16 protein-coding genes are annotated in these 15,838 nt (G+C 47.3%); 4 read left to right on the top strand and 12 right to left on the bottom strand.

Translation table 11 applies throughout. The features are described 5' to 3' along the window. Positions 1 to 25: 25 nt before the first annotated feature. The 3 genes from cshA to U2H13_RS02510 form a co-directional block, all read right to left on the bottom strand. The gene (gene cshA, locus U2H13_RS02520) at positions 26 to 1,510 is read right to left on the bottom strand and encodes a degradosome RNA helicase CshA (RefSeq protein ID WP_014416963.1); all 1,485 of its coding nucleotides are present in this window, start codon (positions 1,508 to 1,510) and stop codon (positions 26 to 28) included. 330 nt (positions 1,511 to 1,840) lie between these two features. Next, positions 1,841 to 3,211, bottom strand: coding sequence for a UDP-N-acetylmuramoyl-tripeptide--D-alanyl-D-alanine ligase (gene murF / locus U2H13_RS02515; RefSeq protein ID WP_014416962.1), 1,371 nt, complete (start codon positions 3,209 to 3,211; stop codon positions 1,841 to 1,843). Between the two features lie 76 nt (positions 3,212 to 3,287). Continuing rightward, on the bottom strand, positions 3,288 to 4,373 hold the full coding sequence (locus tag U2H13_RS02510) for a D-alanine--D-alanine ligase (RefSeq protein ID WP_003156199.1): 1,086 nt from the start codon (positions 4,371 to 4,373) through the stop codon (positions 3,288 to 3,290). A 153-nt stretch (positions 4,374 to 4,526) separates the two neighbouring features. Here U2H13_RS02510 and U2H13_RS02505 point away from each other — a divergent pair, with 153 nt between their 5' ends. Continuing rightward, the gene (locus U2H13_RS02505) at positions 4,527 to 4,844 is read left to right on the top strand and encodes a thioredoxin family protein (RefSeq protein WP_003156200.1); all 318 of its coding nucleotides are present in this window, start codon (positions 4,527 to 4,529) and stop codon (positions 4,842 to 4,844) included. Here U2H13_RS02505 and U2H13_RS02500 read toward each other — a convergent pair. After that, the gene (locus U2H13_RS02500; RefSeq protein WP_007410221.1) at positions 4,841 to 5,734 is read right to left on the bottom strand and encodes a cation diffusion facilitator family transporter; all 894 of its coding nucleotides are present in this window, start codon (positions 5,732 to 5,734) and stop codon (positions 4,841 to 4,843) included. The genes U2H13_RS02505 and U2H13_RS02500 overlap by 4 nt on opposite strands. 216 nt (positions 5,735 to 5,950) lie before the next feature. Here U2H13_RS02500 and U2H13_RS02495 point away from each other — a divergent pair, with 216 nt between their 5' ends. Both U2H13_RS02495 and fbpB read left to right on the top strand, forming a co-directional pair. Next, positions 5,951 to 6,130: a Fur-regulated basic protein FbpA gene (locus U2H13_RS02495; protein ID WP_003156203.1), complete on the top strand. Its 180-nt coding sequence runs from the start codon at positions 5,951 to 5,953 to the stop codon at positions 6,128 to 6,130. After that, positions 6,117 to 6,263, top strand: coding sequence for a Fur-regulated basic protein FbpB (gene fbpB, locus U2H13_RS02490; protein WP_003156206.1), 147 nt, complete (start codon positions 6,117 to 6,119; stop codon positions 6,261 to 6,263). The genes U2H13_RS02495 and fbpB overlap by 14 nt, the downstream gene beginning before the upstream one ends. A gap of 25 nt (positions 6,264 to 6,288) precedes the next feature. On the opposite strand, the gene U2H13_RS02485 is transcribed toward fbpB, so the two are convergent. The 8 genes from U2H13_RS02485 to U2H13_RS02450 form a co-directional block, all read right to left on the bottom strand. Continuing rightward, complete coding sequence (locus U2H13_RS02485; protein ID WP_029974092.1) at positions 6,289 to 7,434, bottom strand: acyl-CoA dehydrogenase family protein; 1,146 nt, start codon at positions 7,432 to 7,434, stop codon at positions 6,289 to 6,291. A gap of 114 nt (positions 7,435 to 7,548) precedes the next feature. Next, positions 7,549 to 7,884 carry a hypothetical protein gene (locus tag U2H13_RS02480; protein WP_007410218.1) on the bottom strand — a complete coding sequence of 112 codons (336 nt, stop codon included), beginning with the start codon at positions 7,882 to 7,884 and terminating at the stop codon, positions 7,549 to 7,551. Between the two features lie 94 nt (positions 7,885 to 7,978). After that, entirely contained in the window at positions 7,979 to 8,746 is a 768-nt protein-coding gene (locus tag U2H13_RS02475; protein ID WP_128496461.1) for an ABC transporter permease, read from the bottom strand. After that, positions 8,739 to 9,665 (bottom strand): ABC transporter ATP-binding protein, encoded by a 927-nt coding sequence (locus U2H13_RS02470; protein ID WP_012116860.1) that lies wholly within the window; start codon positions 9,663 to 9,665, stop codon positions 8,739 to 8,741. The genes U2H13_RS02475 and U2H13_RS02470 overlap by 8 nt, the downstream gene beginning before the upstream one ends. 101 nt (positions 9,666 to 9,766) lie before the next feature. Further along, positions 9,767 to 10,816 carry an AI-2E family transporter gene (locus U2H13_RS02465; protein WP_017419231.1) on the bottom strand — a complete coding sequence of 350 codons (1,050 nt, stop codon included), beginning with the start codon at positions 10,814 to 10,816 and terminating at the stop codon, positions 9,767 to 9,769. A gap of 185 nt (positions 10,817 to 11,001) precedes the next feature. Continuing rightward, entirely contained in the window at positions 11,002 to 12,258 is a 1,257-nt protein-coding gene (gene dctP / locus U2H13_RS02460) for a C4-dicarboxylate transporter DctP (protein WP_007410214.1), read from the bottom strand. 108 nt (positions 12,259 to 12,366) lie between these two features. Continuing rightward, complete coding sequence (locus U2H13_RS02455; protein ID WP_003156219.1) at positions 12,367 to 13,038, bottom strand: response regulator; 672 nt, start codon at positions 13,036 to 13,038, stop codon at positions 12,367 to 12,369. Beyond that, positions 13,013 to 14,635 (bottom strand): sensor histidine kinase, encoded by a 1,623-nt coding sequence (locus U2H13_RS02450; protein WP_021495084.1) that lies wholly within the window; start codon positions 14,633 to 14,635, stop codon positions 13,013 to 13,015. The genes U2H13_RS02455 and U2H13_RS02450 overlap by 26 nt, the downstream gene beginning before the upstream one ends. Before the next feature lie 80 nt (positions 14,636 to 14,715). On the opposite strand from U2H13_RS02450, the gene U2H13_RS02445 reads away from it, so the two are divergent. Next, the gene (locus tag U2H13_RS02445) at positions 14,716 to 15,768 is read left to right on the top strand and encodes a TRAP transporter substrate-binding protein (RefSeq protein ID WP_021495085.1); all 1,053 of its coding nucleotides are present in this window, start codon (positions 14,716 to 14,718) and stop codon (positions 15,766 to 15,768) included. The last annotated feature ends 70 nt before the right edge of the window (positions 15,769 to 15,838 follow it).

Genomic DNA, 15,838 nt, shown 5'->3' with positions numbered 1-15,838 from the left:
CGTAAAAGGGTCCGCTTCCTGTGTTTTAGTATGATTTTTTCTGGCGTCTGTCACCTGAAGAACGGCGGTCGCTTGAGCGTTTTTTATCGTAGGAAGAACGGTTGTTGTTTTTCCCTTTGCCGCCGCGGTAGCCGCCGCCTTGGCCGTCTCTGCGCTTAGAAGTACGCTGGTTTTTATAGCGTTTGCTGACCATAGGCGCTTCATCAGTGAGGCGTACAGGCGTGCTGTCCGGCTCTTTTGTCGCCATTTTAATGGCTGCAGCCACAACTGTCACTGCATCATGATCTTCTAACAATTCCGCAGCTGCCGTCATGTAGAAGTTCAGGTTGTTTTCGCTGATCGCCGTGCGCAGACGGTCAACCGTCACCTGCTGCTGTCCTTCTAATGCTTCGTCAAGCGTCGGCTCTTTCATGCGGTCCATTTTGCGTTTTGTCGTTTGTTCAATCGCGCGAAGCATGCTTTTCTCACGCGGTGTGATAAACGTCATCGCCATACCCGTTTTTCCTGCACGGCCCGTTCTTCCGATACGGTGAACGTAACTTTCAGGATCTTGAGGCACGTCAAAGTTGTAAACGTGGGTAACGCCTGAGATATCAAGTCCGCGGGCGGCAACGTCAGTCGCTACAAGCACTTCGATCGCACCTTCTTTAAACTTGCGGAGCGCAACCATACGTTTCGCCTGCGTTAAGTCGCCGTGAATTCCTTCAGCCGCATATCCGCGAAGGTTCAGGGCTTCAGCAAGCTCATCGACACGGCGTTTCGTACGTCCGAATACGATCGCAAGTTCCGGAGACTGAATGTCAAGAAGACGAGTCAGCGTATCGAATTTTTTGCGCTCCTGCACTTCCAAGTAGAACTGCTGAATGTTGGACACAGTCATTTCTTTCGCTTTTACTTTTACGTGTTCCGGCTCAGTCATGAAACGCTCTGCGATCCGTTTGATCGGCGCAGGCATTGTTGCTGAGAATAAGAGCGTTTGGTGGTCGCTCGGCACGTTTGAGAGAATGGATTCAATGTCATCAATGAATCCCATGTTCAGCATTTCATCAGCCTCATCCATGACAACCGTGTTCACGTTATTTAAACGGATCGTGCGGCGGTTGATATGGTCAAGAAGACGCCCCGGCGTACCTACGATGATATGCGGGTTTTTCTTCAATGCGCGGATTTGACGTCCGATATCCTGGCCGCCGTAAATAGGCAGTACTTTCGCACGCTTATCTTGTCCGATTTTATATAACTCTTCAGATACTTGAATGGCTAATTCACGGGTTGGCGCGATTACGATTGCTTGAATATTAGGAGACTCGGGGTTCATTTTTTCAACAAGGGGTATACCGAACGCAGCTGTTTTACCTGTACCTGTTTGCGCTTGTCCGATGACATCTTTATTTAAAAGTCCGAGCGGAATCGTTTGTGCCTGGATCGGTGTTGCTTCTTCAAATCCCATACGATTGATTGATTTCATGAGATCAGAACTTAATTGGAAATCTTGAAACGTTATAGTCAAATTATTCAAACTCCTTCTGATTGCTGTTTCAGTAATGTCGTGATTTACCACTAAAAACCGCCCTTTCATCCAAAGGACAGGATCATACGTATACAAAGCCCGAATTACTTTACGTTTAATCTTACCATTACACTATGTGTTTTTCAATAAGGCGAGATGGTCAGGCGGCCGGAAGCGGCCTGACCGGATTCTTCCCGCGAACGGGGCCGGACCCCGCGCCGGACGGGATTTCCCAGCCGGCGGTCTTTCTTTTTCATACGGACAGAATTATTTCACCCTGAATTAGTTTCTTCATTTTTGTATATTTTTATGATGCTGATCATTATTTTTTCAGTGCTTCTCTAATAAATCTTTAACGATTTCTTCGAGCTTCATACCTCTCGATGCTTTAAACAGAAGGAGATCGCCGGAAGCGGCCATATCCTGTATGGCGTGAAGCAGTTCTTTTTTGTCAAGATAATGGCTGACGCGCCCTTCTTCAAAATGCCGGCGTGCTCCGTCAGCGATGAATGCGCCGAGTGTGCCGTAAGTAAATACATGGTCGATTTCCGCCGGATTGACCGCAGCACCGCATTCTTCGTGGAATGCTTTTTCTTCATCACCAAGTTCAAGCATATCACCGAGCACGAGCATTTTCTTCCGATAGCCTTTCATCGTTTCGATTAATTCGACCGCCGCTTTCATTGACGTCGGGCTCGCATTATATGCGTCGTTTACGATCGAGATGCCGTTTTCCGTTTTGACCAGTTCCAATCTCATCCCCGTCACCTTCAGGCGGCTCAGTCCCAGAGCGGCATTTTCCGGCGTAATGCCGAAATAGATGCCGGCGGCGTATGCGGCCATGGCATTCATCACATTATGTCTGCCGAGAACGGGAATAAAGAAAGAACGGTCGATCCCGTCGATATTAAAGTACGTGCCTTCTTCCGCCTGTTTTATTTCTTTCAGGCGGAGATCATTGTCCGCGCCTGCGCCGTATGTCGTTGTCCGGCAAGTGTACGTCTTTTCGCGAAGCAGCGGCTCATCCCCGAAATAAAACAGAACGCCGTCTTCCCGAAGTCCGTTTATAATTTCAAGTTTTGCCTCCGCAATTCCTTCTCTTGAGCCTAAATCCTGCATGTGGGATTCGCCGATATTGGTAATGACGGCAGCTTCCGGTTCAGCAAGACGGCTCAGAAAATCAATTTCGCCTCTCGCGCTCATTCCCATTTCTAAAACGGCGATTTCTGTATCTTCAGGCATGGCAAGCACGGTCAGCGGCAGGCCGATATGGTTGTTGAAATTGCCGGCGGTTTTGTGAACGCGGTACTGCGTGCCGAGAACGGCGTGAAGCATGTCTTTCGTTGTCGTTTTTCCGTTGCTCCCAGTCACCCCGATAACCCGTGTGCCGAGCTCTTTCAAATAAGCTTTTGCCAATGTTTGCAGCGCCTCCAGCGTGTCATCGACCAGGATGACAGCACGCTCTTCCGGCGGATTCGGTTCAGAGCGGTCCCACAACACCGCGGAAACGCCTTTTTCAAATGCTTGCGGCACAAAGGTGTGGCCGTTAAAATGCTCGCCTTTTAAAGGAATGAACAGCTGATTTTTTTCCAAAGTCCGCGTATCGGTTGCGGCGCCCTCAATCATTGTTTGTTCAAATACGGGATTTGTCAGTGTGCCTTTGACCATATCTGCGATTCGTTTTACAGTTCGCTTTATCAAAGGTGGCACCTCGCTTTCTGAAAATGTTGTCTGTTACGGGAAAAGACACTGCCCCTTCAGGCAGTGTCCGTCTTCATTAAAATGTATGTTTAATCAGCTGTTTTTCGGCATGGCGTTCTTTTGCCAGCTCAACCAGCTGTTCGATCAGATCACTGTAATCTACGCCTGCTTCTTTCCAAAGCAGCGGGAACATGCTGAATGGCGTAAAGCCCGGCATTGTGTTCACTTCGTTAATGAGCACTTGACCGTCATTGGTCAGGAAGAAATCGGCGCGGACAAGGCCTGATCCGTCAATCGCTTTGAAGGCTTTAATCGCCATCTCGCTGATTTCCGCATATTGTTCATCCGTCACTTGCGCGGGAATCATTAAATCCGTGTCGCCGTCTTCATATTTCGCCTTGTAATCGTAAAAGTCGGTTTTCGGCGCGATTTCACCGACGGCGGAGCATTTCGGTTCGTCATTTCCGAGTACGCCGATTTCGATTTCTCTGCCGGCGATTCCTTCTTCCACCACAATTTTCCGGTCATACTCAAAAGCCAGTTCGAAGGCTTTTTCAAGCTCTTCACGGTTTCTGCATTTGCTGATTCCGACGCTTGATCCGAGGTTCGCCGGTTTGACGAAGCATGGATACCCAAGCTCCTCTTCAACCTGCTGTAAGCAGCTGTCCGGCGTCTGTTTCCAGTCCTTTTTTAAGAAAGCGGCGTACTTCGCCTGCGGAAGCCCCGCTTGAGCGAACAAATGCTTCATGATGACTTTATCCATGCCGGCTGATGATGCAAGCACCCCGTTGCCGACATAAGGAACGTTCAGCAATTCCAGCAGACCCTGAATGGTGCCGTCTTCACCGTTCGGTCCGTGGAGAAGCGGAAATACGACATCGATCGGCGCCTTTTCGTCAGGCGACGCTTCAGGAAACATTTCCCGGTTCAATGCTGATAGAGCGAAACTTTCACCGTTTTGTTCCAGCTGAAGCATTTTCACGTTGGAAACCGGCTCAGTCAGCAGCGGGCCTCTTTGCCATTCTCCTTTTTCAGTGATGTAAATCGGATGTATATCAAACTTCTCAGTATTAAGCGCTTTTGTTACAGCTAATGCTGTCTGCAGCGATACATTGTGTTCGGCTGACTTTCCGCCGTACACCAATCCTAGACTTGTTTTCAATGGATATTCCCCCCACAACAATTCATCTTTACTATCTTATCACTTTCCTCAGAAAATGATCTAATTATTTTTGGGCATTCTGAATATGAAAGCATTTGTATGTAATTCCTTTTTATTTTATATTAAAATGGCATGGAAAAGGAGATGTGTCATATGAAAAAAATCAGTACAACAGAACAATTTAATGAACTTATTCAATCCGACAAGGAAATCATCGTGAAATTTTTCGCTGACTGGTGCCCTGACTGCACGCGCATGAATATGTTCATCGGCGATATTTTGGAAGAATATAATCAAAATGATTGGTATGAGCTGAACAGAGACGAGCTCCCTGAGCTTGCCGACAAATATCAGGTAATGGGCATACCGAGCCTTCTGATCTTTAAAAACGGCGAAAAGAAAGCGCATCTTCACAGCGCAAACGCGAAAACGCCCGAAGAAGTCACAGAATTTTTATCACAGCATATTTAATTCGTTTCACGATCTTTGTTTATGACTTCAGGCTCTACATGAACATGGACATGAGTCACATCATGTTCATGTTTTATTGCATATTCGACCTCATCGGCTACTTCGTGGCCTTCTTTCACAGACAGTCCCGGATCTACCGTAATGACCATTTCCACATGAACCGTGCTCCCCAAATACCTTGCTTTCACATCCTTCAGCCTGCTGACCTCTTTTATTTCTTTCACTGTGTGTTTATACGGCTCCAAATCTTTCAGATCAAATCCGTCCGTCAATGAGTGGGATGCATCTTTGAAGATGTCCCATGCCGTCTTACAGATGATGATTCCGATCAGAAAAGCAATAACCGGATCAATCCACGGCAGATGAAGCCGGGCCGTTAAGACACCTATAAACGCCCCAATACTGACATAGGCGTCAGAACGGCTGTCTTTCGCCGCCGCATGAAGGGCAGAACTTTTAACCCGATCCGCAAGTCGGCTGTTATATACATACATGCCGTACATTACAATCGCGCTTCCGAGCGCCGTCCATGCCGCAATGAAGCTCGGCTCGGCCTCCGTTCCGCTGACAATCGCCTTTGCTCCTCCGATCAGCACTTCAATACCGACCGCCATCATAATAAAAGACGCAATTAATGAAGAAATTGTTTCAGCCCGATAATGTCCGTAAGCATGATCACTGTCCGCGGGGCGCTGGGAAATCCGGAGCCCGATCAGCACAGCCAGTGATGCGACAATATCCGTGGCATTATTTAACCCGTCCGCTCTGAGCGCTTCGGAATGATAAATAAGACCGATCACCAGTTTGACGGCGGCAAGGATGAGGTACGCGGCGATATTAAGAATCGCGCCTTTTTCGCCCCGTTTTAAGTTTGCCGTTTGATCATTCATGTAAGGACTCCTCCATTCTCATTCATAGTATGGATGGAAAAGCGGAAAAATAGCAGCTTTGATCTGACAGAAACACAATCAATTCGACAGCATTATTCCCCGGGAAACTTTTTGTCGAAAAATTGGCGGTATTTTTCCTTTACATATGAATATGCCCATTGTATACTTTCATTAACTGATAATGATTCTCAATATCATTTGATTAGGAGGGTAATCATGAGGTCTTCTCCTCAGCTCAGATCATCAGTTGAAGGACGAAAAAAACATCTGATCCATTTGCTGATCAATAACGGAATATACAAAAAGTCGGAACGGCATTTATATGAATTATCGCTCGGAGAATTAGAAAGCGAATACAAATATGTAAGGAAGGTGCGGGCTCATGGCGAAACGTAAAATAAAAACATACGAACAGCTGATAAAAGAAAACAAGGCGGCCATTATGAATAATCAAAAGCTGATGAATGTGATCTATGACAGAATTGACCGCAAGCATCAAAAACTGCTCCGGCACAACAGCCATACATAAAAAGAGCCTTTTTCAGGCTCTTTTTTTATTGCTCAAAGGCTTCCGCCGCTAATTTGCCGATGACCGCATCGTCCATCGGCGGATTGTGAAGGCCGGCCCGGGCATCCCGATAATACCGCTGAAGCGGATTATTTCGCTCCAGGCTTTTTGCGCCGGTGATTCTCATTGCTTTATCAACAACAGAAAGGACGGCATTTGTCACAATATGTTTTGCGGCGCCGAGCTCGCTTTTGATGAAAGGGCGGCGTTTCGGGTCATCATACATTTGCGCCGCCGTGAAGAGAAACTGTCTCGCTTTTAACAATTCAAGCTCCATTTCCCCGACACGCTGCCCAACGGCCGGCACGTCTTTAATCGGTCCGTTCAGGCTGTTCGGCGAATATTCGGATGCAAACCGGACGGCATAGTCCCTTGCCGCTTGAGCGATACCCAGATAAGCAGCGGGAATGTGAAGCAGCCAGCCATTCACTTTCGCCGCTCTCGGCCCGCTGATAAGCTCCACAAGCCGCTCATCACTGACCGTGACATGATCTAAAAGGAGATCATGGCTTCCGGTCGCCTTCATGGCAATCATATCCCATGTTTCTTCGACTGAAACGCCTGCCTGATCTTTATGAATGAGAAAAACACCGGTCGTTTGTTTTTCTTCAATCCATGCCGTCACAAGCATATAATCCAAAGTCAGCGAAAGGGTTGTAAAGGTTTTTCGGCCGTTCAGCACCCATTTTCCGTCTTTTTTGACAGCGGAGGTGCCGGGTCTTCCTCCCCTCGTCGGACTGCCGGTCTGCCGTTCCGTCGCTGCCCTGTTCAGGACAGCTCCCTTTTTCACCTCTTCTGTGATAAATGAAAAGACACCTTCATCCCAGCTGTTTCCTTCTCCGAGCTCACCCATGACGGATAAATGCCAGCCGATTCCGAGAGCAACGGCCGCGTCTCCCCGCGCCAGCCGTTCCTGAAACAGCACCATATCATAAACGGAAATGCCTGCACCGCCGAATGCCTCAGGTACCGTTAACGCCGTATATCCTGCGTCGCGCAGTCTTTGAATTTTCTCAGCGGGAAAACGGCCCGCCTCATCATCAAGCGCGGCTGTTTTTTGAAATTCGTCTGCAAGCAGGTCGATTTTTTCCATCCATTCCCTCTGCCGTTCATTCTGTATCCATAAAGACACTGGAATCCCCCCATTATAATTCCTATAAAGTTAATAAGTATTATAGAGATTCAAGTCTCGTTTCGCAACTGTGAGGCTGTACAAAAAAACACGCTATTCCATGGAATAGCGCGTTCAGACTGCTTCCGGGCCGCGGTCCTGCTTGAGCCCGAGATAAATCAGCATATATGTGAGATAACCCATCGTCATCACAAGCCCGCCAAAGAAAAAGCTTGAAAAAATCGGCTCTTCAAACGCGGTAACCGCCGCAAGCACGATCCAGCTTGCATACAGGTAGATGATGAAATAACGGAATCCCGACTTCATTTTATATAAGAGAAACAGCCCCACTGTAGAAAACAAACCCAGCGCAAGCCTGAAATAAACAAGATGTTCGAATTGGAACATGAATGACACAAAGGAAAAACCAAGCAATAACACAATCGGTAATGCGGTAATAAAATTTCTCAAGTGAGCACCTCCGTCATTACCTTTATTATAAATCAAAATAGCATAAATTATTGATTTATCGTGATCTTTTTCACAAAAATGTCATTCCTTTACTTTATACCCGAACATCGCGTTTGCAAAAGCTCCACCAAGCGACGGCTAAGAAGAATACGATATGGATAATGATAATGCCTGCGGAAAATAACGGCGTCATTCCCGCAAACAGCGGTTTCGCCCCGCTCATATATTGCGTCAGGTCAGTATTTGCGAACAGCAGAAAACTTCCCCATTTGTTTTGGAAGAGCGACATAATCGTCACGAGTGATTTTGCGCCGTACAGCACGATAAATGACAAAATGACGGCCATTGCGCTGTTTCGGAATACAGAAGAACACAACAAGCCAAAGCATGCCATCGCAAACGCCTCGACCCAGTTCGTGCCGATTACTTTCAGGGTGTTCATCAGAAGCGTCCCTGATTCAGATGTCACCGACACGCCGAAGAAAGCCATGCCGAACAGCAGAGACAGAATATAGTACGCCGCATACAGGTACAAGCTGACCAAAAATACGGTAATGAGTTTAGATACAAAAATCCGCTCCCGCTTTACAGGGCGGATTAACAAAAATTTGATTGTTTTTTTATCAAATTCAGCGGAAATGATCGTTGCCGCGATCACGATTGTTAACGCCTCAAGCAGAATATTCAGCCCGGGCGCGTACGCCATATAGCCGATGAAATTCTCATCCGTTCCGGAACTGATGACAAGCCGTTTAATGACAAGCGCCATAATAAATTGGAGAACGGCCATCAGAATCAGCGCCACCAATGAGACTTTTCGGTTAAAGAGTTTCATATGCTCATTCGCTGTCAATTTAAACATTCGTCTCCCCCTCCTCTTGAAGCGCCGTCGTCACTTTCATGAATTCATCCTCCAGCGATTCCGCATACGGCATGATGGAATACACGAGGAAGTCTTGTCCGACGAGCGCACGGTTTAATGCCGGGATGTCCTTCTTCGCTACGGTGACGGTAATGCCCCCGCCGTTTTTCTCCGGAGCAAATTGCTGTTGGGACAGCCATTCAAATGCTTCGTCAGCCGGCTGAATGTCGAGGACGGCTTTTTCTTCTTTTTCCTCAGCGCCGCGCAGAACAACCTCTGTTTTGATCTCACCTTTTTGAATGATGATGACACGGTCGCAAAGGTCCTCCACTTCACGCAATAAATGCGTCGCAAAAAGGATGCTCGTCCCTTCAAGCTCCGCGAGTTCCTTTAAGTGATCGCGGAAATCCTTCATTCCGCCGGGATCAAGCCCGTTTGTCGGTTCATCTAAAATGAGCAGATTCGGACGGTGAAGAATGGCCTGTGCAATCCCGAGACGCTGACGCATACCAAGGGAATACGTTTTAACTTTGTCATGAACGGCATTTGTGAGCCCGACCCGCTCGATGACTTCCTGAAGCCTGTCCTCTTTGATGTTTTTGTGCATGTTGGCAAAGTGCTTCAGATTTTCCCACCCCGTCAGGTACGGGTAGAATTCAGGATTTTCCACGATCGCTCCGACGGATTCAAGCGCTTTTTCGAAATCAGCATCGTGCTGAAAGCCGTTAATTGTAATCGTGCCGCTGTTTTTCTTTAAAAGACCGACGATGATTCGGATAAGTGTGGTTTTTCCCGACCCGTTCGGACCGAGCAAACCGATGATCTCGCCCTGCCTGACATCCATGCTGATGTTTTTTAAAATGTGCTTTTTGCCTATTGTTTTGTCAAGGCCCTCAATATGTAAAATCGGCTCAGTCATACAGCCTTCCTCCTTTTTCACAAAAAATAAACAGTGCCCGTACATAGGCACTGTCTGCATTATAACATTAGTCATATATTCGTGAAGAGCCGGAGCCGACGTTATGTCTTATCCGGGACCGGTCCGTTTTTTTCCTTCTCTTCATTATTGACGACATCCAGAATATCAAGCAGGAACACAAAAATCGGAATTCCGATAATCAAGCCCCAAATGCCGAAGAAATGTTCCGAGAAAATCAGAACCGTAAAGGTAAAAAAGATCGGCAGTTCCGTTTTCGCTGACATCAGTTTCGGATTAAGGAAGTACGTCTCAATCGCATGGATGACGAAAATGACCAGCACGATGTAGATGACATACGCAGCGCCGCCCGTCGTATACGCGATGATGCTGAGCGGAATGAGCGAAATCACCACACCCGCCACGGGAATGAGCCCGAGGAAAAAGACCATGATTGACAGGCCGAACAGCTGCGGAAAATGCAGAATCGCCAATGCGATCAAGGTGAGGATACAGTTCACCAGCGCGATAATAAATTGGGCTTCAAGCACTTTGCCGAATGTTCTCGCAAATTTGCTGCCGAAAAAAGCAAGTTCGTAGTAAAAAACAGACAGCTTGCTGTGCTGAAATTTTTTCATAAACTCCGTGAGCCGCTTTTTCTCGAACAGGAAAAACATGCTGAGAATCAGTGACATCACGACCTGCAAACCGAAAGTGCTGATATCGGCCAAGTATGTATACAGTACATTAAAACCTTCTTTTACATAGGAACCGATATTGATATCGCCGAACACGCTCGATATCTCATCATAAAACGGAATGACATCGGGATGATACGCGATGTGCTTGATCTGCTTAATCAGCTGTTCAATCTGCTTGGCAACAATCGGGTAAAAGACAAAGCCTCCGACAGTCGCCCCGACAGCCAGCGCAATATATAAAATGGTGATGACCACCCTCTGGCTGATCCGGAAAAAATGGTTCAACACGTGCCGGATGACAGTCTCCAGCCGATCCATCAGAAAAGTAAAAATAAACGTAAGCAAAATCAAATTAATCATACTTCGGAATACAACTAACACCCCAGTCAAAACAAGAAAAACCGAAAAACGTCTGACACCCGGATGCTGAAAAAATTTAAAAATAGCCGCCATTTATACACTCCTGCTAGGACAAAAAGCCCTTAGATTTCATCTTTCACTCTCTAATTGTAAATTATATAACAAAATGACGCTAAGGTCTTTGTCCACCTCCTAATAAATTTGAACAAATTTATCTTTTTTACTCATGGCGGCCGAAAAAAAGAACGGCATGCCCGATGCATGCCGTTCCTTTCCTTTTATACCGCCGTTTTCATTTCTTTTACGGCCTGTGTGCTTTTCACTTCGTCAAACTCATTTTCACTCTTGGCTACGATGATGGTGGCGATTCCGTTTCCGATCAGGTTGACGATCGCCCTTCCTTCACTCATAAAGCGGTCGACGCCGAGGAGCAGCGCCAGCCCCTCCAGCGGAATAACCTGAAGCGCCGATAAAGTGGAGGCGAGCACGATAAATCCGCTTCCGGTTACGCCCGCCGCGCCTTTTGATGTCAGCATCAGCACGAGAATGATCGTAACCTGCTGGCCGATGGTAAGGTCAACGCCGAACACCTGCGCCAGAAAAACCGTCGCCATTGAAAGATAAATCGAGGTGCCGTCCAGGTTAAAAGAATATCCCGTCGGAATGACAAGGCCGACAACCGATTTGGAACAGCCGTAGCGCTCCATTTTATCCATCATCCGCGGAAGGACGGACTCAGAAGAGCTTGTGCCGAGAACGATGAGCAGTTCATCTTTAATAAAACGGAGATAGTTCCACAAGCTGAAACCGAATAGTTTGCAAATGATATTCAAAGCGACAAATACAAACAGGAACATCGTAACGTATACAGACAGCATCAGACTCGCCAGCGGCTTGATGGAATCAAGGCCGAAGTGCCCGATCGTATAGGCCATGGCCCCGAATGCGCCGATCGGCGCCGCGCGCATGATGTAGCCGATGATTTTGAAAAAAACATGCGACAGTTTATCAAAGAAATCAATAATGCTTTTGCCTCTTTCACCGAGCGCCGCCAGGCCGACACCGAATAAAACAGAAAAGAATAAGACCTGAAGAATGTCGCCTTTTGCGAAAGCGTCAACCATATTTGACGGAACGATGTGAGTGATAAATTCAATCCAGTCAATCCCCTGTCCCCCGTTTTGCGTGTACTGGGAGACATCCCCTTTTTCAAGCTTGCTGTAATCAAGCCCCTCACCGGGTTTCATGATATTGACGACCAGAAGTCCGATAATAAGGGCGATGGTGGTCACGACTTCAAAATAAATAAATGCTTTTCCCCCGACTTTGCCGACTTTTTTCATGTCTCCCATCTTGGCGATGCCAAGCACGATCGTCAGGAATATGATCGGTGCGATAATCATTTTTACCGCATTGATAAATGTATCGCCGAGCGGCTTCATCTGCTTCCCGGCCTCAGGCCAAACGAGTCCGACAATGACGCCGATGATCACCGCCGTGATGACCTGCACCGTAAGATTTTTAAAAATTTTCATCCCTGCTCCCCCTTGCTTCTCGCTGCGTCTATACGAAAATGATAGCGTTTTCAAACGAAGATGGGAAGCTTATGATCATAACGGACATTTTGGTCTTTTTGGTCTCGGCTAGCGGACGAATTTGTAGCGGTTAACCGGCCGGCCCACTCCCCCGTATTGAATGTCGAGCTTAATCTGGCCGTCTTTCTCAAGAAAATCAAGATAACGCCGCGCCGTCACCCTGGCGATTCCGAGCGCTTTGGCGGCTTCTTCAGCTGAAAGCGGCTCCGTCTGCTGTTTCATATAGGTCAAAATTTCATTCATCGTAAAATGATTTAACCCCTTCGGCAGATCCCGGGACGGATTTTGCGGAATTTTAAGCAGCATGTCAAGCTGCTCTTGCGACATGGTGTCATGCTCTTCAATTTTCCGTTTATATTGTTTATAGTTTTCGAGCGCCTGTCTCATCCGCTCCAGCTTAAACGGCTTCAAAATATAGTCGGCCGCACCGTTTTGCAGCATAAGCTGGATTGTTTCTTTGTCTTTTGCGGCCGAGACGATGATGACGTCCACTTCGAGCTTTTGTTTTCTGATTTCCTGGAGCGTTTTAATTCCGTCTTTTTTCGGCATATATACGTCTAATACCACGAGCCCGGGCCGCAGATCTTTAATAAGCCTGATTCCCTCGTCTCCGTCAGCGGCTGTGGCGATGACGCTGAACCCCGAAACACCGGTGATAAATTCTTTATTCACCTCCTGCACCATCGGATCATCTTCAATAAGCAGCACCTTGATGTCCATCGAATGATTCCTCCCCCTTCATCGGAAATAAAATAGAAAATGCCGTTCCCTGTCCCTGCCGTGTGTCGACTTCAATAACGCCCATCCCTTTGTCGACGATTTGTTTGACGAGGTACAAGCCGTATCCCGTTCCTCCCGTTTTATTGACGGTAAACCCTTTTTCATAAAGGCGCGGGATGTGCTGATCGGAAATCCCGCTTCCGTTGTCTTCTATTAATATAGCAAGCACTTCATCATTTTGCTCGATACTGATGTCAATATGTTTGTCCTCCGTGTCCGCTGTTTCGAATGCGCCGAACGCATTTTCAATTAAATTGCCGAGCAGGACGACAATGTCATGCTGGTCGACATGCTCCGGAAATGCCGAGAAACTGCTGTTTTCATCAATTTTCACAGAAATGCCAAGCTCTTTTCCTCTTTTGATTTTGCTTAACAGCAGCCCCGCCGCAGCGTCATTCTGAATGGCCTGATGAAGAAAATCGGTGACGCTTTCTTGTTCTGATGATTCCTTAAAAGCAAGCTGGAGCGCTTTTTCTGATTTTCCGAGCTGAATGAGTCCCGCGATGGTGTGAAGCTTGTTCATATGTTCATGATTTTGGACTCTGAGCGCATCGACAAAATTTTTCACACCTGTCAGTTCTTCCGCCATTTTCGCCGCTTCCGTCCTGTCCTGAAAAATGGCGACGGCTCCGATGACCTTCTTTTTCATGACGATCGGAATTCTGCTGCTCATGATCACCTTTCCGCTGACTTGGATTTCTTCATTATATACGGCTCGGTTCCGCTCGACGATCTCAGGGAGCCGCGAATCTTTTAACACGTCCCAGATCAGCCTGCCATCGGTCTCTTGTCTTACATTGAATATCTGCTTCGCTTTTTCATTAAAAATGGTGATGTGATGCTGATTATCGATCGCGATGACGCCCTCATTCATCGAATGAAACGTAGCGGTCCGTTCCTCATACATTCTCACGATCTCATGGGGCTCCAGCCAAAACATCTGTTTTTTGATGTGGCGGGCCAGCAAAAAGGAGCCGGCCAGTCCGAACCCTAGCGCCAGCAGAACGATAAACAGTATTTCATGTTTCAGCTGAAGAAGAATTTCACCGAATCCGGGCAGCGTTTTACCGGCCAGAACGACGCCGATCTGATTCAAATCCCGGTCTTTGATGGGATAAAAAGCGCGAACGGCGGTGCCGATCTCTCCCTTTGCTTCGGAAAAATAAATGTGCTCGGCGAACGCCGCGGCTTCGTCCTCACCCCTTGAACGCTTTCCGATCATTGTGCTGACGGGATGTGAATAGCGAATATGATCCATATCCATGACGACGATGTAGTCCGCTTCATTGATGATCCTTATTTCTTCGACCGCATGGCGCACGTCTTCCCTTTGTTTTTTCTGCTCGAGGGCGCGTTTGACATCGGTCATCTCAGATACCGTCCGCGCGGTATTCATCAGCCGTTTTTTCAGCTCGCGCTCCTCTGTATGCTGAATATTGCCGATCAGCACGATGCCGACGATCAAAAAGGTAAAAAGCACGACGATATACGAAAGTATGGTGATTTTCCAGCGGATGGTGAGCTTTTTTTTCGTCATTGGCCTCTTCCTTTCCGTCTCTTTACGAAAACGGCCCGCCCGATTATGCTTGTTATAGAAAATGGCGGAGGGGGTTTTCGATGAAAAGCTTGCTGACTTGTCTCAGCCTGATGGTACTCGGTATCGGAACCGCTTTATTCATCGGCTTTCATGATCGTTTCTCAACGGAAGAACCGTATTATGATGACGAACAGGAAGGCCTGAAAGATCAAATCGTTTTCAAATTCAGCCATGTCGTTGCTGAGAACACGCCAAAAGGGCGGGCGGCGAATAAGTTTGCCGACCTTGTCTATCAAAAGTCCGGCGGCACCATTAAAGTAGAGGTGTTTCCAAACGGGAGCCTCTATTCAGATAATGAAGAAATAAACGCCCTTCAAAACGGGGACGTGCAATTCATCGCTCCCTCCACCTCAAAGCTCGGATCACTGTCTCCCGAATGGGGTGTTTTGGATCTGCCGTACGCGTTTACAAACTATAAAGCCGTGCAAGAAGGCCTCAACGGCAAAATCGGCACACGCCTGTTCGCTTCATTAGAAAAGCATCATTTGAAAGGACTGGCGTACTGGACGAACGGGTTTAAACAGCTCACGTCAAATAAAGGACCGATCTTCACTCCGGACGATTTGAAAGGACAGGCGCTCAGGATCATGCCGAGCAGCGTGATCGAAGACCAATACCGCCTGCTCGGCGCGCACCCGCGGCAGGATTCCTTTAATTCCACGTTTCAGCTGTTGGAAAGCAATCTCGTAGACGGAGAAGAAAATACGATTTCAAATATCTATTCTAAAAAATTTTATAATGTTCAAGATTATTTGACAATCAGCAATCACGGGTACCTCGGTTATGCCGTGATGACCGACGAGCATTTCTGGAATTCGCAGACAGAAAAAACGAGAACCATCTTAACGGAGGCGATGCGAGAAACGACGGAGTGGAACGAAGCCTCCGCTGAGAAAATGAATAAAGACCAGCTTGAAGAGATAAAGAAGAATTCATCCATTCATATTCATGTGCTGAGCAAAGCGGAAAAGAACACATGGATGAAACGCCTCGACCCGATTTACGAACAATATGAACAGGTGATCGGCCGCGGGCTTGTGCAGGATTTGTTATCCTTGCGCCGCGAGCCTTAGCAGGACCAATACGCCCATCTCCGTTTCATCCCTTTTCCCGCCGGGGAAGTAAATAGGGACAGATCAAAAA

Origin of the sequence: Bacillus sp. A1, assembly GCF_042296235.1 — a bacterium.
Lineage (GTDB): Bacteria > Bacillota > Bacilli > Bacillales > Bacillaceae > Bacillus > Bacillus velezensis.
Note: the sequence above shows the minus strand (reverse complement) of the source record. Positions and strands in the feature narration are given on the sequence as shown.

Coding starts and splice junctions, on each gene's coding strand:
- U2H13_RS02505 (WP_003156200.1), top strand. CDS start 4,527: ATGAAAAAAATCAGTACAACAGAACAATTTAATGAACTTATTCAATCC.
- U2H13_RS02500 (WP_007410221.1), bottom strand. CDS start 5,734: ATGAATGATCAAACGGCAAACTTAAAACGGGGCGAAAAAGGCGCGATT.
- U2H13_RS02495 (WP_003156203.1), top strand. CDS start 5,951: ATGAGGTCTTCTCCTCAGCTCAGATCATCAGTTGAAGGACGAAAAAAA.
- fbpB (WP_003156206.1), top strand. CDS start 6,117: ATGGCGAAACGTAAAATAAAAACATACGAACAGCTGATAAAAGAAAAC.
- U2H13_RS02475 (WP_128496461.1), bottom strand. CDS start 8,746: ATGTTTAAATTGACAGCGAATGAGCATATGAAACTCTTTAACCGAAAA.
- U2H13_RS02470 (WP_012116860.1), bottom strand. CDS start 9,665: ATGACTGAGCCGATTTTACATATTGAGGGCCTTGACAAAACAATAGGC.
- U2H13_RS02465 (WP_017419231.1), bottom strand. CDS start 10,816: ATGGCGGCTATTTTTAAATTTTTTCAGCATCCGGGTGTCAGACGTTTT.
- dctP (WP_007410214.1), bottom strand. CDS start 12,258: ATGAAAATTTTTAAAAATCTTACGGTGCAGGTCATCACGGCGGTGATC.
- U2H13_RS02455 (WP_003156219.1), bottom strand. CDS start 13,038: ATGGACATCAAGGTGCTGCTTATTGAAGATGATCCGATGGTGCAGGAG.
- U2H13_RS02450 (WP_021495084.1), bottom strand. CDS start 14,635: ATGACGAAAAAAAAGCTCACCATCCGCTGGAAAATCACCATACTTTCG.
- U2H13_RS02445 (WP_021495085.1), top strand. CDS start 14,716: ATGAAAAGCTTGCTGACTTGTCTCAGCCTGATGGTACTCGGTATCGGA.